At 66.8% G+C, this 18,873-nt stretch carries 16 protein-coding genes; 7 read left to right on the forward strand and 9 right to left on the reverse strand.

Annotated elements, in window-relative coordinates:
• Positions 1 to 71: 71 nt before the first annotated feature.
• Positions 72 to 1,091 carry a zinc metalloprotease HtpX gene (htpX, locus tag MWN34_RS11500; RefSeq protein ID WP_247029338.1) on the reverse strand — a complete coding sequence of 340 codons (1,020 nt, stop codon included), beginning with the start codon at positions 1,089 to 1,091 and terminating at the stop codon, positions 72 to 74.
• A gap of 170 nt (positions 1,092 to 1,261) precedes the next feature.
• Here htpX and MWN34_RS11505 point away from each other — a divergent pair, with 170 nt between their 5' ends.
• Positions 1,262 to 1,489: a DUF1674 domain-containing protein gene (locus MWN34_RS11505; protein WP_247029340.1), complete on the forward strand. Its 228-nt coding sequence runs from the start codon at positions 1,262 to 1,264 to the stop codon at positions 1,487 to 1,489.
• Between the two features lie 38 nt (positions 1,490 to 1,527).
• Here the strand turns inward: MWN34_RS11505 and MWN34_RS11510 are convergent, their stop codons facing one another.
• The 5 genes from MWN34_RS11510 to MWN34_RS11530 all read right to left on the reverse strand — a co-directional run bounded on the left by MWN34_RS11510 (position 1,528) and on the right by MWN34_RS11530 (position 6,762).
• Entirely contained in the window at positions 1,528 to 1,998 is a 471-nt protein-coding gene (locus MWN34_RS11510) for a tellurite resistance TerB family protein (protein WP_247029342.1), read from the reverse strand.
• Between the two features lie 242 nt (positions 1,999 to 2,240).
• Complete coding sequence (locus MWN34_RS11515; RefSeq protein WP_247029344.1) at positions 2,241 to 2,960, reverse strand: GntR family transcriptional regulator; 720 nt, start codon at positions 2,958 to 2,960, stop codon at positions 2,241 to 2,243.
• A gap of 484 nt (positions 2,961 to 3,444) precedes the next feature.
• Positions 3,445 to 4,950 (reverse strand): tripartite tricarboxylate transporter permease, encoded by a 1,506-nt coding sequence (locus MWN34_RS11520; RefSeq protein WP_247029346.1) that lies wholly within the window; start codon positions 4,948 to 4,950, stop codon positions 3,445 to 3,447.
• Between the two features lie 73 nt (positions 4,951 to 5,023).
• The gene (locus tag MWN34_RS11525; protein ID WP_247029348.1) at positions 5,024 to 5,524 is read right to left on the reverse strand and encodes a tripartite tricarboxylate transporter TctB family protein; all 501 of its coding nucleotides are present in this window, start codon (positions 5,522 to 5,524) and stop codon (positions 5,024 to 5,026) included.
• Positions 5,525 to 5,754: 230 nt separating this feature from the next.
• Positions 5,755 to 6,762, reverse strand: a complete 1,008-nt coding sequence (locus MWN34_RS11530; protein ID WP_247029349.1) for a Bug family tripartite tricarboxylate transporter substrate binding protein — start codon at positions 6,760 to 6,762, stop codon at positions 5,755 to 5,757.
• 738 nt (positions 6,763 to 7,500) lie between these two features.
• Here MWN34_RS11530 and zwf point away from each other — a divergent pair.
• From zwf to edd, 3 genes are all read left to right on the forward strand, one after another.
• Positions 7,501 to 8,976 carry a glucose-6-phosphate dehydrogenase gene (gene zwf, locus MWN34_RS11535; protein WP_247029350.1) on the forward strand — a complete coding sequence of 492 codons (1,476 nt, stop codon included), beginning with the start codon at positions 7,501 to 7,503 and terminating at the stop codon, positions 8,974 to 8,976.
• Positions 8,973 to 9,680 carry a 6-phosphogluconolactonase gene (pgl, locus tag MWN34_RS11540; RefSeq protein ID WP_247029351.1) on the forward strand — a complete coding sequence of 236 codons (708 nt, stop codon included), beginning with the start codon at positions 8,973 to 8,975 and terminating at the stop codon, positions 9,678 to 9,680. The genes zwf and pgl overlap by 4 nt, the downstream gene beginning before the upstream one ends.
• Before the next feature lie 134 nt (positions 9,681 to 9,814).
• Positions 9,815 to 11,659 carry a phosphogluconate dehydratase gene (gene edd / locus MWN34_RS11545; RefSeq protein ID WP_247029352.1) on the forward strand — a complete coding sequence of 615 codons (1,845 nt, stop codon included), beginning with the start codon at positions 9,815 to 9,817 and terminating at the stop codon, positions 11,657 to 11,659.
• A gap of 290 nt (positions 11,660 to 11,949) precedes the next feature.
• Here edd and MWN34_RS11550 read toward each other — a convergent pair whose 3' ends face one another.
• Positions 11,950 to 12,633, reverse strand: a complete 684-nt coding sequence (locus MWN34_RS11550; protein WP_247029353.1) for a GntR family transcriptional regulator — start codon at positions 12,631 to 12,633, stop codon at positions 11,950 to 11,952.
• A 157-nt stretch (positions 12,634 to 12,790) separates the two neighbouring features.
• On the opposite strand from MWN34_RS11550, the gene MWN34_RS11555 reads away from it, so the two are divergent.
• From MWN34_RS11555 to MWN34_RS11565, 3 genes are all read left to right on the forward strand, one after another.
• Positions 12,791 to 13,687 (forward strand): dihydrodipicolinate synthase family protein, encoded by an 897-nt coding sequence (locus MWN34_RS11555; RefSeq protein WP_247029354.1) that lies wholly within the window; start codon positions 12,791 to 12,793, stop codon positions 13,685 to 13,687.
• A gap of 77 nt (positions 13,688 to 13,764) precedes the next feature.
• Positions 13,765 to 15,003: an NAD(P)/FAD-dependent oxidoreductase gene (locus MWN34_RS11560; protein ID WP_247029355.1), complete on the forward strand. Its 1,239-nt coding sequence runs from the start codon at positions 13,765 to 13,767 to the stop codon at positions 15,001 to 15,003.
• A gap of 20 nt (positions 15,004 to 15,023) precedes the next feature.
• Positions 15,024 to 16,025 carry a 4-hydroxyproline epimerase gene (locus MWN34_RS11565; protein ID WP_247029356.1) on the forward strand — a complete coding sequence of 334 codons (1,002 nt, stop codon included), beginning with the start codon at positions 15,024 to 15,026 and terminating at the stop codon, positions 16,023 to 16,025.
• Between the two features lie 113 nt (positions 16,026 to 16,138).
• Here the strand turns inward: MWN34_RS11565 and MWN34_RS11570 are convergent, their stop codons facing one another.
• Together MWN34_RS11570 and MWN34_RS11575 are read right to left on the reverse strand one after the other, a co-directional pair.
• Positions 16,139 to 17,599: a UdgX family uracil-DNA binding protein gene (locus MWN34_RS11570; RefSeq protein ID WP_247029357.1), complete on the reverse strand. Its 1,461-nt coding sequence runs from the start codon at positions 17,597 to 17,599 to the stop codon at positions 16,139 to 16,141.
• Entirely contained in the window at positions 17,599 to 18,831 is a 1,233-nt protein-coding gene (locus MWN34_RS11575) for a putative DNA modification/repair radical SAM protein (protein WP_247029359.1), read from the reverse strand. The genes MWN34_RS11570 and MWN34_RS11575 overlap by 1 nt, the downstream gene beginning before the upstream one ends.
• Positions 18,832 to 18,873: the final 42 nt, after the last annotated feature.

The following is an 18,873-nucleotide window of genomic DNA, read 5'->3' on the forward strand; positions in this document are numbered from 1 at the left end:
CTGTAGCCGCGAAGGCCTGTCATTTCAAGACGGCGGCCCGGCTTTTGCGCAGGGGGCGGTTTCCCGGCGCGTCAGCCCCATGGGCCGCGGGGCGGCCGGGCTTCGCCGCCGCCCCATGCGTCGGAGCGGGGACGCCCGGCGCTGCCGGCGGTCCACGGGCCGGCCGGCACATCGGCATCCGCGTCGGGGAATCCGTTCCAGCCGGCCTCGCTGCCGGACGAGGAACGGGCGCGGGGCGTGGCGGCCATCTGCTGGGCCATCTCGCGCAGCGCGGCGATGCGGTTGCCGGTGTCGGGATGAGTGGAGAAGAGATTGTCCATCCGCTGGCCGGAGAGCGGGTTGATGATGAACATGTGCGCGGTGGCGGGGTTGTGCTCGGCCGGCATGTTCGGCACCTGGTGGGCGGCATTGGAGATCTTCGCCAGCGCCGAGGCGAGCCAGAGCGGCTGGCCGCAGATCTGCGCGCCGAGCTTGTCGGCCTCGTATTCGCGCGAGCGCGAGATCGCCATCTGCACCACCATGGCCGCGAGCGGAGCGAGCACCATCATCAGGATGGTGCCGATCGCGCCGAAGGGGCTGTTGTTCTCGCGGTTGCCGCCGCCGAAGAACATGCCGAAATTCGCCAGCATGGAGATCGCGCCGGCGAGTGTGGCGGTGATCGTCATGGTGAGGGTGTCGTGGTTGCGAACGTGCGCCAATTCATGCGCCATCACGCCCGCCACTTCCTCCCGGGACAATGAATTGAGCAGGCCCGTCGTCGCCGCGACCGCCGCGTTCTGCGGGTTGCGCCCGGTGGCGAAGGCGTTGGGTTGCGGGTTGTCCATGATGTAGACGCGCGGCATCGGCAGCCCGGCGCGCTGGGCGAGTTCCTCGACCAGCCCGTAGAAATCGGGCGCGCTGGCGCGGTCGACCGGGTGCGCCCCATACATGGAGAGCACCATGCGGTCGGAATTCCAGTAGCTGAACAGGTTCATGCCCGCCGCGAGCACGAAGGCGATCAGCATGCCGCCGCGGCCGCCGATGAGGAAGCCGACCGCCATGAAGAGGGCGGTCATGCCGGCGAGCAGGATGGCCGTGCGCAGATAGTTCATGGTCTCCTCCGGCAGCGGCCGGTCGTTCGAGAGCGAAGCGGATGCGGGCGGGACAGCACTCCGCAGGCATTAGGATGGGGTGCGCGGGCGCAGGTTCAAGCCCATATCTGCCGCAGCGGAACATGGCTCCGACTTGACCCTCGCCGGCAAGGGTGTTTGCAATACCGGCCATGACCGGGAACACAGACGGGCCGGACCTTCCGGCCGATGCCGCGCGCGGGGCTGCCCAACCCGCCCGCATCCTGCCGCCGGCGGCCGAGCGTGCGCTGGCGGAAGCGGCCGCGCGGCGCGCAGAGCGCGACGCGAACGAGGCACCGCGCGAGATCAACGGCCGGGGCGGGCCGGAACCGGTGCGCTATGGCGACTGGGAAGTGAAGGGCATCGCCTCGGATTTCTGAGGGCGCCGAACGCGGGAGTCAGGATCAGCAGGCAAGCGTCAGTCGCCCGCGGTGCCGTCCTCGACGGCATCGCGGACCTGCTTGCGGATCTCCACCCGGTCGCGCGAGGCGACGTTGAGCAGTTCGGCCGCCCGCCAGACCAGATTGTCCTCGAATTCGGTCAGCCCGCCATCGGCATAGGCGACCTCGAACATCATCTCGATGACGCGCTTGCGGCCGTCCTCGTCGAGGGCGCGATTGAGGATGCTGGTGAAGCTGTAGAGGTCCACCGCCTCGGCATCGCGGGCGATGGCGGCCTCGACCAGTTCCTCGGCCTGGGCGGGCGTCAGCGCGAAGCGCTCGGCGAGGAGGCTGCGGAGCTTGTCGCTTTCCGCCTTGCCGACCATGCCGTCTATGGTGACGACATGCACCAGCAGCGCCGCTGCGGCGAGCCGGTAATCGTTTTCAGCGAAGCTTTCCCGGTGTCCCCCGGCGATCTCGGCGATGAAATCGGTCAAGGCGCGCAGCATGGCCGGGCTCGGCTCCTCGCGGGGATCGGGGTTGACGGCGGCCGGCCGGATGCAGGCCCACCCGTCGTCGGTAGCCGAAAGCCGGGGGGCGTGCAACGCCGGTCGGGACAAGGTGCGGTCTCTGGCGCGGTCTTTGACGCGCAGTGATGCGCGGGTGCATCGGCCAGGGTGCACGAAAAAGCCCGGCAGGGCCGAGGCTCCTGCCGGGCATCCGTCCAGCGGTGAGGGCCGGGCGTCGTTCGTCAGTCCAGGTAGGTGGCGTGGCGGGCGATGTGATCGGCAAGGCCGAGGGCATGCATCTTCACCAGGTGCTCGGCGCGCTCCGTGTCGCGGGCTTCCAGCGCCTGGATGATGGCGAGGTGGTCCTGGATGGAGCGGGCGGCGCGGTTTTCCTCGCCGATGGTCTTGCGGCGGATCATCCGCATATGGGTGAACAGGTTCTCGGCAAGGTTCACCAGCATGCCGTTCCCCCCCATGGCGATGATCGTCTGGTGGAACTGGATGTTGATCTCGGAATACTCGTCCAGCTTGGCGTGCAGGGTTCCATCCTCGAAGGTGGTGAACATCTGCCGCAGCCGGGCAATGGCCTCGTCGCTGCAATGCTGGGTGATGAGCCGTGCGGCGAGGCTTTCCAGCGCCGCCCAGACCTGGATCATCTCGATGACCTCGGCTTTGGTCTTGCGCACCACATAGATGCCGCGGCGGGGCACGGAATGGACGAAGCCTTCCCGCTCCAGCTGTGCCATGGCCTCGCGCACCGGGGTGCGGGAGACGCCGAGGCTCTGCGCGAGCTGCCGCTCGTCCAGCCGCACCTCGTGGGGCTGGTCGTAGATGTTCAGCGAAACGATGACCTCCTTGAGCGCGCTGTAGGCGCGGTTCTTGAAGGTGGAGGTGTCCTCCAGCGGGGCGACGGCAAGTTTCGAGGCGCCTTGCTGGCGACGGAGCTGCGGATCGAAGCTCATGAAATGGCCTCCGGGCTCAGCCGGCGGAGTCGCGCCGGCGCGCGGGGGCGCTGCCGGGATGCGCGATGGCGACGCGCGTGGTGATGGGCATTGGCACTGTCCTCCCGAACCCGAAGCCTGTGCAAAGGGGAGCGCGTGTGTCTGGACGAAGTCCCGGCCGGGGTCGATCTGCATTGGCGCCTGTCCGTTCCCGGGAAGATCGGGGCCCGTGGAGCCGCCGATGATCACGCGTCGGGATCAGGCCGTCCGGCCGGTGTCTTCGACGGAGGCCCGGCCGGCGCGGGGCATGGTGCCCGTGTGCCGCCGGTGGAGGGCTTCCGCGTCCTGCGAATGCCCGAGCTCCGCTCTCCGGGGAGGATGAGGGATCGGGTGAGGGAGGAATCCCGCACCGGGCGGCAGCTCCGCATCCGCGCATCGGCGGGGAGGCGAAGGGGTATCGTGCGACGGGCCGTTGTGGTCCGCCGCACCGCTTTCAGGCCCCTGGTCAGGCCGGCTGGGCGACGCGCAGGCGGCTCATGGCGTTGGAGATGAGCGGCCAGACGAGGGCCAGGATGCCGAGACCCATGATGGTCGACACCAGCGGATTGGCCCAGAACACGCTGATCGATCCGCCCGAGGAGAGCAGCGACTGGCGGAAGGCTTCCTCCGCGCTGTCGCCGAGTACGATGGCCAGCACCAGCGGGGCGAGGGGGTAACCGGTCTTCTTCATCGCATAGCCGGCTATGCCGAAGACCAGCATCATCACCACGTCGAACACGTTGTTGTTCACGGTGTAGGCACCGATGGCGCAGATCACCAGGATCACCGGGGCGATGATCGAGAAGGGAATGCGCAGGATCGCCGCGAACAGCGGAACCGTGGTGAGCACGACCAGGAGACCGACGACGTTGCCGAGATACATGGAGGCGATCAGGCCCCACACGAACTCCTTCTGCTCCACGAAGAGCATCGGGCCGGGCTGCAGGCCCCAGATCAGCAGGCCGCCGAGCAGCACCGCCGCGGTGGGCGAGCCGGGCACGCCGAGCGCCAGCATGGGCAGCAGCGCCGAGGTGCCGGCGGCATGTGCGGCGGTCTCGGGGGCGACGACGCCCTCGATCTCGCCATTGCCGAAGTTCTTGCCGTTCTTCGACACCCGCTTGGCGATGCCATAGGCCATGAAGGAGGCCGGGGTCGCGCCCGCCGGGGTGATGCCCATCCAGCAGCCGATGATGCAGGAGCGGATCGAGGTCGCCCAGTAGCGGGGCAGCGTGGCCCATGTCCTGAGCACGACCTTGGCGTCGATCTTGGCCGCCTTGCCGCGGAATTCGAGGCCTTCCTCCATGGTCAGCAGGATTTCGCCGATGCCGAACAGGCCGATGACCGCGATGAGGAAGTCGAAGCCGTTCAGAAGCTCCTCGAAACCGAAGGTGAGACGCAGCTGTCCGGTCACCATGTCGAGGCCGACGGCGGCGAGGGCGAAGCCGATCATCATCGACACGATGGTCTTGGTGGGCGGTTCCTTGCTCATGCCGATGAAGGAGCAGAAGGCAAGGAAATACACCGCGAACTTCTCCGCCGGGCCGAATTTCAGCGCGAAGGCGGCGACCAGCGGGGCGACCAGCGTGATCATGATGATCGCGACGAAGGCGCCGACGAAGGACGAGGTGAAGGCCGCGGTGAGCGCCTCGCCGGCCTTGCCCTGCCGGGCCATGGGATGGCCGTCGAAGGTGGTGGCCACTGACCAGGGCTCGCCGGGGATGTTGAACAGCACCGAGGTGATGGCGCCGCCGAACAGCGCGCCCCAGTAGATGCAGGACAGCAGGATGATCGCCGAGGTCGGCGACATCGAGAAGGTGAGCGGCAGGAGGATCGCGACGCCGTTCGCCCCGCCGAGGCCGGGCAGCACGCCGATGATGACGCCGAGCAGGATGCCGACCACCATCAAGAGGATGTTGAACGGGTCGCCGGCTATGGCGAAGCCGTGCCAGAGATTGATAAAATTGTCGAACATGAGCGTTTCCCTCGAAGGTGCCGGAGGCCCGTCACCGCAATGTCGGCCTGCGAATGTCGGCGTGGCGTCGGTGTCAGAGCCCCAGCAGGGCTTCGACCGGCCCCTTGGGCAGGGGGATGAGGAACCACTTCTCGAAGACGAAGTAGAAGGCCGCGGGCACGCCGATGGCGATGGCGGCGGTGATCGGCCAGCGATAATGGCCGAGCCATTTCATGAAGACCGCGATGAGGATGATCGACGGCACGTAGATGCCGAGCGGCTCCACCAGCAGGCAGTAGATGGCGGTGGGGATCAGCACCTTGAGGACCTGGCGGATCTGGCTCCATTCGGAGCAGATCGCGTCGGGGTCCTCTCGCAGCGCGCTGAACAGGTTGATCAGGCTGCAGACGGCGATGAACAATCCGACATAGAAGGGGAAGAATCCGGCCTCGGGCCCGTCCGAGCCCCAACCTATGCCGACCTTGCTGCTTCCATAGATGACGATGGCGCCGAGCAGCAGGGTGAACAGGCCGACTCCGATCTCTGCGGAGCGCTGTTTCACGCCGGCGGCCGCGCCGTGAGGGGCTTCTTGCATCACGATCTCTCCGGGGAAATTCGGCGTGCACGGCCCCGTCCGGCGGAAGGGCTTCCGCCGGCACATCCTGCACACGCGACTCATGTCTCAGGTCCCGGGGGCCTCTGGCGCTCGGGGATGTCGCTGCTGCCGGCTCCGGCTGTCGCTGCCTGCCGGCGGACGGATCGCCCGCACGGCACCGCAAGCCGTGGCGCCGCACGCTCCATGAGGAGCGCGCGGCGGATTGTCGGTCAGTTCGCGGCGAGGAAGCCGGCTTCCTGCATCAGACCCTTGTGGGTCTTCTCGGCGCCTTCGACCCAGGTCTTGAACTCGTCGCCCGCCATGAAGGTCTGGTTGAACGCGCCATCCTTCATCAGCTGCTGCCATTCCGGGGTCTCACGGACCTTCTTGAACAGATCGACGAAATAGGCGACCTGTTCCTTGCTGACGCCCGGCGGCATGAAGATGCCGCGCAGCATCAGATATTCCACGTCGATTCCGGCCGACTTGCAGGTCGGGATGCTCGACCAGGACAGATCGCCGACGATCTTGTCGGTGTAGGTGAGCTGCTTGTCGTCGAACACGCAAAGCGGGCGCACCTTCTCGCCGCGCCACTGCGACACCGCCTCGATCGGGTTGTTCACCGAGGAATCGATGTGCCCGCCGACCAGCTGCACCGCCACTTCGCCGCCGCCCTTGTAGGGGATGTAGGTCAGCTTCTTGCCGATTGCCTTTTCAAGAGCGACCGTGATGATCTGGTCTTCCTGCTTGGAGCCGGTGCCGCCCATCTTGAACTGGCCGTCCGGTGCCGCCTTGATGGCCTCGACATATTCCTGCGCGGTTTTGTAGGGCTTCTCGGCATTCACCCACAGCACGAATTCGTCTAGTGCCAGCATTGCGACCGGGGTCAGATCCTTCCAGTTGAAGGGGATGCCGGTTGCCAGAGGGGTGGTGAACAGATTCGACAGGGTGATGACGATCTTGTGCGGATTCGCCTTGGAATTCTTGACGTCGAGGAAGCCTTCGCCACCGGCGCCGCCGGACTTGTTGATGACGATGAGCTGGGTCGGCATCAGCGAATGCTTGGCGATGATGCCCTGGAGGGTGCGAGCCATCTGGTCGGCGCCGCCGCCCGTGCCCGCGGGCACGATGAACTCGACCGGCTTGGTCGGCTCCCATGCCGCGGCGGGCTGGAGGGTCATGGCGGAAAGACCGAGCGCCGCAGCGACGCCCAGCCCGAAGGCATGAAGATGCTTCATCTAGCGTTTCCTTCCCATAAGGGTTTCTCAGAGTACCGCTCGTTTTGCGTCGGCATCTTTTGCGCGCGATCCTTGCCGGACCTTTTCGCGTCCAATGACCGAGAGGCCGCTCCGGTGAGAGCCTGGAACGACATGCCCGGTTATTATGTAGAATAAGGTGTACCAAGAATCCGGGGCTGCCAAGTACTAAATCCGGATACCGATGTTGCGTCGCACGGTCGATTTACTTGACGCCATAAGCATTTCAGGCATCTGGAACAAGGTGTTTAGTATGCCAAATACAGTATGCCGTAATGCCTCATGCCTTATTATTCAAGCATTTGATCCTGCTTGAGAATTATCCCAAGAAAAGCGATCGGGGCGCCCGCACAGGCTGTCCGCGCCGCCTCGGCGGGGTCCTTCCCATGCGCCAACGCGGGAACAACAAGAACGTGCACGGTATCATCCGGCGACAAAGTAACGCGCATGAGACCCTGCGGAATGCCTCCGGCGTTGTTCCTGGGAGGTGGCGCGCGTGCGCCGCAGCGACGAATTTTCTCTGGGGAAGCCGGAACGGCAGCTGCGGAAGTTTATGCCGATGGGTGACCTGCAGCCGGGTAGCGCTGTCTCAATTTCGATCGCGCCCCGTCGCGGCGCGGAATCATTTTTGCTAAATACCCCGTGACGGCGGCTCGGCCGGCACATGGCTCCGGGTTCGCGCACACGCCCGCCACATGACGAGCGCAGAGGAGATCTTTCATGACCAGCCGCGTGATCCCGGTAGCGCCTTTCGTTCTCACGGTCTTCGGCGCGACCGGCGACCTGGCGCGGCGCAAGCTGCTGCCCGCGCTGTTCCACCGCGACCTCGCCGGGCAGCTTCCCGATGAAGCCGAGATCATCGGGGTCTCGCGCCGCGATCTCGATCAGGACGAGTTTCGCCAGTTCGCGCGCCAGGCATTGATGGATCATGTGCCGGCTTCCGAGCTTCAAGGCTCCGAGGTGAACCGGTTCCTCGACCGGCTGCGCTATATCGCGGTGAATGCCGAGGGCGGCGAAGGCTGGACCGATCTGGCGGACGCTTTGGCCGGAGAAGGCGAGCGGATCCGCGTCTTCTATCTCGCCACGGCCCCGCATTTGTTCGGCCCGATCTGCGAGCAGCTCGGCGCCCATGGCCTGGCCGAAAATGCCCGCGTCGTGATCGAAAAGCCGATCGGCAAGGATCTCGCCTCGGCCCTCGCCCTGAACGAGCAGATCGGGCGCTACTTCTCGGAAGACAGCGTGTACCGGATCGACCACTATCTCGGTAAGGAGACGGTGCAGAACCTGATGGCGTTGCGCTTCGCCAATGCGCTGCTGGAGCCGCTCTGGAACAACGCGCATATCGACCATGTGCAGATCACGGTAGCCGAGAGCCTCGGGGTCGAGGAACGCGCCGGCTATTACGACACCGCCGGCGCGATGCGCGACATGCTGCAGAACCACATGCTCCAGCTGCTCTGCCTCGTCGCCATGGAGCCCCCGCACTCCCTCGACGACGACGCGGTGCGCGACGAGAAGCTGAAGGTGCTGCGGGCGCTGAAGCCGATCGACGATCACAATGTCAACGCCCTCACCGTGCGCGGCCAGTATCGGGCCGGTGCATCGTCCGGCGGCGCGGTGCCGGGCTATCTGGAGGAGTTGGGCTCCGACCGCAGTCGCACCGAAACCTTCGTCGCGGTGAAGGCGGAGGTCGAGAACTGGCGCTGGGCCGGCGTGCCGTTCTATCTGCGCACGGGCAAGCGCCTCGCCTCGCGGGTTTCGGAAATCGTGGTCGAGTTCCGCCATGTGCCGCATTCGGTGTTCGACAAGAGCGCCGGCCCGATCGAGGCCAACCGCCTCGTCATCCGCCTGCAGCCGGATGAAGGTGTGAAGCTGTGGCTGATGATCAAGGATCCCGGCCCGGGCGGCATCCGCCTGTCCCATGTTCCGCTGGACATGAGCTTCGCCAAGGCGTTCAAGGTGCGTAATCCCGACGCTTATGAGCGGTTGCTGCTGGACGTGGTGCGCGGCAACCAGACATTGTTCATGCGTCGCGACGAGGTCGAGGCGGCCTGGAAGTGGGTCGATCCGATCCTCAACGCATGGCGCCACCTCAAGGAGCCGCCGCGGCCCTATACGGCGGGAACCTGGGGGCCGTCGGCCGCCATCGCGCTGATCGAACGCGATGGCCGCACCTGGCTGGAGGAAAGCGAATGAGCACCGCCCCGGAATTGCATGTCGAACGCTTCGCAGATAGCGCTACCCTGGCCGCCACGCTGGCCGGGCGGGTGGCGTCCTGCCTGCGCGAAAGGATCGCGCGCGGCGGCACGGCGAGCTTCGCCGTCTCCGGCGGGCGGACGCCGGTGCATTTCTTCGAGGCGTTGTCGACCCAGGATCTGCCGTGGGCAAAGGTTGCCTTCACGCTGGTGGACGAGCGTTGGGTGCGCGAGACCTCGGACCGCTCCAATGCCCGGCTGGTGCGCCAGCATTTGCTGAAGGGACCGGCGGCGGCGGCGAAGTTCGTGCCGCTCGCCAATGACGCGCCGACCCCGGAGGAAGGCCTCTTCGCGCTGAACGAGGCTCTGGAGGCATTGACCTGGCCGCTTGCTTGCGCGGTGCTTGGCATGGGCGATGACGGGCACACCGCCTCGTTCTTCCCGGGCGGCGACCGGCTGGAGGAGGCGCTGGATCCGGAGGGCGGCCTCGGCCTCCTGCCGATGCGGGCGCCGGGGGCCGGCGAGCCGCGCATCACCCTGACGCTGCCGGTTCTTCTGGCCGCGGATGCGCTCTTCCTGCACATTGAGGGCGAGGAGAAGCGGCGGGTGTTAGCGCGTGCGCTCGACGAAGGCCCGGCGAGCGAGATGCCGGTGCGTGCCGTCCTGCGCGCGCCACGTCCGCCTGAGATCTTCTGGTGCCCGTGATCCGTCGCAGGACGGTGGGCGATCCATCCCGCTGACGGGTGGTCGGCCTATCCCGTCGACAGGTCTGGATGCGTTGCCGCCTCGCCGGTCCGTTCCGGTTTCCGCAGCCTTTTACGAAAAGCCAGGAGGTCCCGATGACCGACCCAGCCGTTCCGTCCACCGTCCACGCCCGCATCGGCGAGGTGACCGAGCGCATCGTTCATCGCTCCCGAGACAAGCGCTCGCGCTATCTGGAACGGATCGCGGTGGCGGCGCTGAAGGGGCCGGGCCGGCAGAAGCTCGGCTGTGCGAACCAGGCACATGGCTTCGCCGCCTGCGGCCCTTCCGACAAGGCGATGCTGCGGGCAGGCGGCGGCGCCAATCTCGGCATCGTCACCGCCTATAACGACATGCTGTCCGCTCACCAGCCCTATGAGCGCTATCCCGATCTCATCCGCGCCGCGGCGCGGGCGGCGGGCGGTGTCGCGCAGGTTGCCGGCGGCGTGCCGGCGATGTGCGACGGCGTCACCCAGGGCGAGGCCGGCATGGAGCTGTCGCTGTTCTCCCGCGACGTGATCGCGCTGGCGACCGCGGTGGCACTCTCGCATCAGACTTTCGACGCCGCGGTGTTTCTCGGCATCTGCGACAAGATCGTGCCGGGCCTCGTGATCGGCGCGCTGAGCTTCGGCCATCTGCCGGCGGTGTTCATTCCGGCGGGTCCGATGACCTCGGGTCTGCCCAATGACGACAAGGCCAAGATCCGCCAGCTCTTCGCCGAGGGGAAGGTCGGGCGCGAGGCGCTGCTGGAAGCCGAGAGCCAGTCCTATCACGGGCCGGGCACCTGCACCTTCTACGGCACAGCCAACACCAACCAGATGATGATGGAGATCATGGGCCTGCATCTGCCCGGCGCCTCCTTCGTCAATCCCAACACCCCGTTGCGCGACGCACTGACCAGTGCCGCCGCCGAGCGGGCGATGTCGATGACCGCGCTCGGCAACGACTACCGGCCGATCGGGCGGATGCTGGACGAGCGTGCCTTCGTCAATGGCGTGGTCGGCCTCCACGCCACCGGCGGCTCCACCAACCACACGCTGCACATCGTCGCCATGGCGGCGGCGGCCGGCATCACCCTGACCTGGGACGACTTCTCCGACCTCGCCGATGTCGTGCCGTTGCTGTGCCGGGTCTATCCGAACGGCAAGGCCGACGTGAACCATTTCCACGCCGCCGGCGGTATGGGTTTCGTCATCCGCGAACTGCTCGGCGCCGGCCTGCTCCACGCCGATGTCGAGACGGTGTGGGGCGGCGGGCTTGCCGATTACGTACAGGAGCCGGTTCTGGCCGAGGACGGCGCGCTCGGCTGGCGCGAGGCGGCGCGGGCGAGCGGCGACGAGGCGGTGCTGCGTGGCGTCGAAGGCGCCTTCCAGGCGACCGGGGGTCTCAAATTGCTCGCCGGCGATCTCGGGCGCGCGGTTATCAAGACCTCCGCCATCGCGAAGGAGCGTCACATCATCGAGGCGCCGGCGCGGGTGTTCCATTCGCAGGAGGAACTGCAGATGGCGTTCCGGGCGGGGGAGCTGACCGGCGATCTCGTTGCGGTGGTGCGCTTCCAGGGCCCGAAGGCCAACGGCATGCCGGAGCTGCACAAGCTGATGCCGCCGCTCGGCGTCCTGCAGGACCGCGGCCACAAGGTTGCGCTGGTCACCGACGGCCGGCTTTCCGGGGCTTCGGGCAAGGTGCCGGCGGCGATCCATGTAACCCCCGAGGCCGCCGATGGCGGCCCGATCGCGCTGATCCGCGACGGAGACGTCGTGCGGCTCGACGCGGTGGCGGGCACGCTGACGGTCCTGGTTGATCCGACCACCTGGGCCGAGCGTGCGCCGGCGCGGATCGACCTCGCGCCGTCCCATATCGGGGTCGGACGCGAGTTGTTCGGCGCCTTTCGGGCGGCGGTCGGGACGGCCGATACCGGAGCCACGATCTTCGCGGTGGCGTGAGCAAAGGCGTCACCGCAATGTGATGGCCCTCCCGCGCTTGCGGCGTCCCGCTGTCGGGCCCATGTCGAGAAGATCAGGAGGATACATGCTGACCTTGTCTCGCCTGAAAGGCTGGCTGACCGTCGCTTTGCTCGCCGGTTTTGCGCTTTCGATGAGCGGCGCGGAAGTTTACGCCTTCAAGATCATCGGCAATGGATGATCCGGCTCTCGCGCACCCGTTGGACGGGTGCGCGATCTTTTGTTGGCAGCTTGCCTGATAACGTCTTTGTCTTGTTGGCGAAGACGCGATCTCAGCCTTGTTCGCTCGCCTTGCTGCGGGTGCGCCCCAGAAAGGCGATCAGAGATTCGCAGGCGCCCATGATGTGGTCGTGGGTGAGCCGCACCGCCATCTCCACATCGCGCGCCGCGCAGGCTTCGATGATGAGGCGGTGCTCTTCCACTGCTTTCTGCATGCCGGAGGTGAGCACGAGCTGGGCGCGCGAATAGCGATCCACCCGGTCGAGCGCGGCGCTGATGCTCTGCAGATAGAAGGGGCGGCCGGCTTCCTCATACAGGCTGTAATGCAGGCGGCGGTTGAGTTCGCCCCATTGCGCGGAATCGGGTTCCGTGGCGAAGGCATGCGCAGCCTCGCGCGCCTTGTCGAGCGCCTCCTCTGACAGGCGCGGAATCGAGTGGCGCAGCATCTCCGGCTCCAGTAAGGCGCGGAACTCGAAGATCTCGCGGATCTCGGCAATGGACAGCGTCGTCACCACCGCGCCGCGATAGCGCTGGGTGGCGACGAGGCCCTGCTCCTCCAGCCGGGTCAGTGCCTCGCGCACGGGGATCCGACTCACATTGAACAGCCTGGCGATGTTCTCCTGCCGCAGAACCTCGCCTTCCTTGATGTCGCCTCGTGATATCGCCTCGCGCAGCGCCTCGAAGATCACGTCGGAAGCGGACGCCATCTGGGCGATATTGGTGGTGTTCAGCTTCATAGCGCCAGTTCCCCTGCCGGCCACCATACGGGCGGGCGGCTTGGCTGCAAAAATATCTCGAATGGGATATTGCAAATTGGATCCAAAAATTGCAAGCTCTCTTCATCGCCATTCGCTGCGCCGCCCGCGCTTGCCATCACAGCTTTAGGAGAGGCCCATGTGGTCCGGTGTGCTGCCTGCCGTCACTGCCAAGTTCACTGAAGCCGACGCGCTCGACCACAAGGAGATGGAGCGCTGCTTCGCGTTCCAGATGGATGCCGGCGTGGATGGTCTCATCGTCAACGGTTCGCTCGGCGAAGGCCCGATGCTCTCCCATGACGAGCGCATCGCCGTGCTGAAGACCGCCAAGTCGGTCGCCGGCAAGAAGCCCGTGCTGATGACCATCGCCGACGCCGCCACCCGGGATTGCGCCAGCCTCGCCGCCCGCGCCGCCAAGGAAGGCGCCGATGGCCTGATGGTGGTGCCGAGCCTCGTCTACCACACCAACCCGAAGGAGACGGTCGCCACCCTCTCCGCCATCGCCAAGGCGGCCGATCTGCCGGTGATGATCTATTCCAACCGGATCGCCTACCGGGTCGACGTCACCGTCGAGATCATGGAAGAGCTCGCCAAGGACAGCCGCTTCGTCGCGGTCAAGGAATCCTCGGACGACATCCGCCGCACCGTCGACCTGCAGAACGCCTTCGGCGATCGTTTCGACATCTTCACCGGCGTCGACAATCTCGCCTATGAGGCGCTGGCGCTCGGTGCGGTGGGTTGGGTTGCCGGCCTCGTCGTGGCCTTCCCGCATGAGACTGTCGCGATCTACCGCCTGATGAAGCAGAAGCGCTTCGACGAGGCGCTGGCGATCTATCGCTGGTTCCGCCCGCTGCTCGACCTCGACGTCTCGACCTATCTGGTCCAGAATCTGAAGCTGGTCGAAGCCATCGTCACCGGCACCACCGAGCGCGTGCGCGAGCCGCGCCTGCCGCTGGAAGGCGAACAGCGCGCCAAGGTCGAGCGCATCGTCGCCGAGGCTCTGGCCAGCCGGCCGGTGCTCGCCAAGGCGGCGTGAACGACCTGAGACGAAGAGGCGGCCCACGGGCCGCCTTTGCCTTTCTGCGACAGCCTTTTCCCAGCCCGGGACGGGACATGAGTGACGAGATCGCCATCGTCGGAGCCGGCATTGTCGGCCTTGCCATCGCCTTCCATCTCCAGCGCGACGGCAACAGGGTTCGGCTGATCGAGCGGGGAGGGGTGGCGGAAGGCGCCAGTTTCGGCAATGCCGGGGCCTTCGCCTTCACCGACATCCTGCCCCTCGCTTCCCCGGGTATCCTGCGCAAGGCGCCGAAATGGCTGATGGACCCGCTCGGGCCGCTCGCCATTCCGCCCGCCTGTCTTCCCAACATCGCACCCTGGCTGCTGCGCTTCTGGCGCGCCTCGCTGCCCGACCGCTACCGCCATTCCATGGAGGTGCAGGGCCGGCTGATGGCTTATGCCGCCGATTCCATGACAACCATGGTGGCCGAGGCCGGGCTTGCCGACCATGTCCGCAGCAACGGCAACCTCGAGCTCTATGAGAGCGAGGCGGAGCTGGCGGCGTCCATGGCCGGCTGGCAGGCCCGCGAGCGCGCCGGCATCGGCTTCGAGCATGTGCGCGGCGCCCGGCTCGCCGAATTGCAGCCCGGACTATCGCCGCGCTTCGTCGCCGGCACCTTCACGCCCGGCTGGAAGAGCGTCGCCGATCCCTATCTCTTCGCGCTCGCTTTGTTCGACGCGGTGATGCAGCGCGGTGGCGCCATCGCCCGCGGCGAGGTCGTTGCGGTGGAGCCGGCCGGCGAGGGCGTGACGCTGCGCCTCGCGGACGGCACGACCCTCGCCGCGCGGCAGGCGGTGATCGCGGGCGGGGCCTGGTCGCGGCCGCTGGCGAAGAGGCTGGGCGACGCCATCCCGCTGGAGACCGAGCGCGGCTACAACACAACTCTGCCGCCGGGCGCCTTCGACCTGAAGCGGCAGGTCACCTTCGGTGGCCACGGCTTTGTCGTCACCCCGCTCTCAACTGGCATCCGCGTCGGCGGGGCGGTGGAACTGGGCGGGCTCAAGCTGCCGCCGAACTTTGCCCGCTCGGCGGCGATGCTGACGAAAGCGGCCGCCTTCCTGCCCGGCCTCAGGACCGATGGCGGCAAGCAATGGATAGGCTTTCGCCCGTCATTGCCCGACAGCCTGCCGGCAATCGGCGCCTCGCGCGCCAGCCCACGCATCTTTTATGCCTTCGGCCACGGCCATCTTGGGCTTACCCAGAGCGCGGCGACAGGACGGCTGGTTGCCGACCTTGCCACTGGGCGCACGCCCGGCATCGACCCCTCGCCTTTCCGCCCCGACCGCTTCTGAGCGGCAACCGAGACACGACCATGGCGCGACACAGCTTCTTCTGCATAGACGGCCACACCTGCGGCAATCCGGTGCGTCTCGTGGCCGGCGGCGGCCCGAACCTCCAGGGCGCGAACATGATCGAGAAGCGCGCCGATTTCCTCGCGCATCACGACTGGATCCGCACCGGCCTGATGTTCGAGCCGCGTGGCCATGACGTGATGTCCGGCTCCATCCTCTACCCGCCGACCCGGCCGGATTGCGATGTCGCCATCCTGTTCATCGAGACCTCCGGATGCCTGCCGATGTGCGGCCACGGCACCATCGGCACGGTGACCATGGCGATCGAGCACGGGCTGGTGACGCCGAAGACGCCCGGTGTGCTGATGCTCGACACGCCGGCCGGCTTGGTGAAGGCGGAGTACCGGCAGGAGGGACAATATGTGGAGGAGGTCCGCATCACCAATGTTCCGGCCTTCCTCTATGCCGAGGGGCTAACGGCGGAATGCCCGGGCCTCGGCGAAGTGTCGGTGGACGTCGCCTATGGCGGGAATTTCTACGCCATTGTCGGCCCGCAGCCGGCCTTCCGCGACATGGACGATTTCAGTGCCGGCCAGCTCATCGCCATGAGTCCGGCGCTGCGCGCGGCGCTGAATGCGAAATACGACTTCGTGCATCCGGAAAAGCCGGCGATCCGCGGGCTCTCGCACATTCTCTGGACCGGGGTAGCGAAGCATCCGCAGGCCCATGCCCGCAATGCGGTGTTCTATGGCGACAAGGCCATCGACCGCTCGCCGTGCGGTACCGGTACCTCCTCGCGCATGGCACAGCTCGCCGCCAAGGGCGAACTGAAGGTGGGCGACGAATTTATCCATGAGAGCATCATCGGCTCGCTGTTCCGCGGCCGGGTGGAAGCGGCAACCCGGGTGGGCGACCGGGACGCGATCATCCCCTCCATCGGCGGCTGGGCGCGGATGACCGGCTACAACACCATTTTCATCGACGACCGCGACCCCTTCGCCCACGGCTTTACCGTGGTGTGAGCGGTAAAGTGCAGATGGCGCGCGGAAGAAATCCGGCTTAATATCCTGAAATGCTTATCTATCCGTAGAAACCGGATGCGTCGGACAGTGTCCGGTTTTCTATCAGTTGCCGGCTATTCATCGTTCTTTTTCAGCCAGTCATGGGCAAGGGTGAGGTCCTGGCGGAAGCGGCGGGTTTCCTCGGCCTGCCGTCCGGCGTCGGGCAGGCGCAGCAGATAGGCCGGGTGCACGGTGACGAGCAGGTGCCGATCCGTGCCGAGCGGCAGAACCTGTCCGCGCAGATCGGCGAGGCGCGGCTTTTCATCGGTCAAGGCGAAGAGCGCACTCGCACCCATCGCCACCACGACCTTCGGTCTGACGAGATCGAGCTCACGGCCGAGCCACCACCGGCATTGCCGGATCTCGCCGGCATTGGGCGTGCGGTGGATACGGCGCTTGCCGCGCGGCTCGTTCTTGAAGTGCTTCACTGCATTGGTGACATAGGTGCGCGCCCGCTCGATCCCCGCCGCCTGCAGGTTTTCGTCGAAGAGCTGGCCGGCCGGGCCGACGAACGGGCGGCCGGCAAGATCCTCGCGGTCCCCGGGCTGCTCGCCCACCACCATGAGCGGCGCGCGTTCCGGCCCCTCCCCGAACACGGTCTGCGTCGCCTGGCAATGCAAGGGGCAGCGGGTGCAGCCTGCGGCCTGCTTGCGCAGGGTGTCGAGCGTTGCGGGCACCTCGGGGCCGGGCTCTGGCGCGGCCTGCCGGGCCTGCAACCGCTCGTGGAACAGCGGTGCCGGCTGGTCCGAGGCCTCTGCCATCGCGGCGACGCGGCCACCGGCGCCGGCGATCAGTTCCGGGATCAGCGCGGCCTCGGGCAGGTTCTTCCAGTATTTCTTCGGCATCTCCGCGCGCATCGCTTCGATCTTCAGTCGGGCGGGGTTGAAGATCGAGGCGTAATAGGTGAGCCACAGCGCGTCGGTGGGGTCTTCCAGCGCCGGCTTCTCCGCCGGCTCCGTGCTGGTGTGGAGCGTGCCGTCGCAAAAGGCGGCCGTGCCCTTCGGTGTCAGGATCAGCCAGTCCATGTCGGCGAAGCGGCGGGCGAAGAACGGGGCAATGCGCACCACGATGTGATGGTCGGGCTCGAACCAGGCGATGAAGCGCCGGCGCGGGGAAATCTCCTGTGGCCCGATCTCGTGAAAGCGGACGAAGGCCGTCATCTTGTGGCAGTCGCGGCGCACCGCCTTCTCGAGCTGGCAGGCGGCGGCGACATCGGGATCGGGCGCCACCGCGAGAAGCTCGCGCTCGGTCTGCAGGCGAACCAGCAGCCGATAGAGCAGCGCGAAGCGGGCAGGATCGCGATGGCAGATGACGGCTTCCGCCATCTCCATGAAACGCGCCGGCACGGTGGGTGGGGCCGATCGCTCCGCGGTTGGTGCGGCGGCCGGGCGAGGCTCCTCCGGAAAGAGACCTGGCGCCGCCGGCTCGGTGCTCCAGTCGACCCGGTGCGGCGGCACGCCGGCCAACAAGAGGCGCCGCGCGGCCTCGCGCCATTCGCGCAGGTCGCCGCGGCCCTCGAGTTCCACCCGTTCCATCACAGCAGCACCAGCTGTTGCGGTTCCGGCAGGAAAAGCGCCCGCAGATCGGCGCGGTCGGCAAGGCGGCGGGGCGTCCAGCCTTCCATGACGATGAAGGGGCGCGCCTTGCGCAACGGCACCCGCAGCCGGGCGAGGTCGTCGAGGCGCAGCCGTTTCTGCCGGCGGGCGATGAGCAGCGCATCCACCGTGCGCACGCCGAAGCCGGGCACCCGCAGCAGCATCTCGCGTGCGGCACGGTTCACGTCGACGGGGAAGCGGTCGCGATGGGCCAGCGCCCAGGCGAGCTTGGGATCGAGGTCGAGATCGAGCATCCCGTCCGGGCGCTGCGCGGTCACCTCGCCGATGGCGAAGCCGTAGAACCGGTAGAGCCAGTCCGCCTGGTAGAGCCGGTGCTCGCGCATGAGCGGCGGCTTCACTGGCGGCAGGCGGGAGGACGCGTCGGGGATGGGGCTGAAGGCCGAATAATAGACCCGCTTCAGGCCATAGCTGCCATAGAGCCGCGCGCTGGAGCCGAGGATGGTGGCGTCGGAGGCATTGTCGGCGCCGATGATCATCTGGGTCGATTGCCCCGCCGGGGCGAAGCGGCGACGGGTGCGGGTGCGCAGGGTCGGTTCGCCTGCCTCCTCGATGCTGAGCCGCACATCGGCCATGGCGCGACGGATGCCGGCGGGTCGCTTTTCGGGGGCGAGGGCCGCAACGCCGGCATCGGTCGGCAGCTCGACATTGATGGAGAGCCGGTCGGCATAGAGCCCGGCCTCGGCGATCAGTGCCGAGGCGGCGTCGGGAATGGTCTTGAGGTGGATATAACCGTTGAAGCGATGGGTGAGGCGCAGCTCGCGCGCCACCCGCACCATCTGTTCCATGGTGTGGTCGGAGGAGCGCACGATGCCGGAAGAGAGGAACAGCCCCTCGATATAATTGCGCCGGTAGAATTCCAGCGTCAGCCAGACCACCTCCTCCGGCGTGAAGCGCGCCCGCTCGACATTGCTGGAGGAGCGGTTGATGCAATAGGCGCAGTCGAAGATGCAGAAATTGGTGAGCAGGATCTTCAGCAGCGAAATGCAGCGCCCGTCCGGCGCATAGGCATGGCAGATGCCGGAGCCTTCGGTCGAGCCGAGCCCGCCGCGGGTGGAATCCCGCCGGCTGGTGCCGCTCGACGCGCAGGAGGCGTCGTATTTGGCGGCATCCGACAATATGGCGAGACGTTCTTTCAGGGATCGGCGCGTCATATATGTTCACTATATGTTCTTTTCACGTGAAACAAGGGACTA

The organism is Ancylobacter crimeensis, from assembly GCF_023016805.1.
In the GTDB taxonomy this organism is placed as follows: Bacteria; Pseudomonadota; Alphaproteobacteria; order Rhizobiales; family Xanthobacteraceae; genus Ancylobacter; species Ancylobacter crimeensis.